The following is a 215-nucleotide window of genomic DNA, read 5'->3' on the forward strand; positions in this document are numbered from 1 at the left end:
CTTGGCGGCGGGGTCGAGGCTCCAGACGGTTGTGGAGCGCGCGTAATCGACCGGTGCGGCGAGGAAGGGCTCGGCAATGGTCCGCCCTTTCCAGTAATCCGCACCGAGGAAGTCGTCTTCATCAGGCGAATGACGCGTCACGGCGCGGTAGATCTGGCCGCCTGGCGACGTGTTTTCGTCGACCAGCAGCACCGATGCGCCTGCTTGGGCGGCCT

General features: G+C 66.0%; 1 pseudogene. It reads right to left on the reverse strand.

What is annotated here, in order from left to right:
* Positions 1 to 215: pseudogene (locus RTX98_RS14510) on the reverse strand (FAD/NAD(P)-binding oxidoreductase); the annotation flags it as partial.

The organism is Tianweitania sp., assembly GCF_032053605.1.
Taxonomy (GTDB): Bacteria; Pseudomonadota; Alphaproteobacteria; order Rhizobiales; family Rhizobiaceae; genus Tianweitania.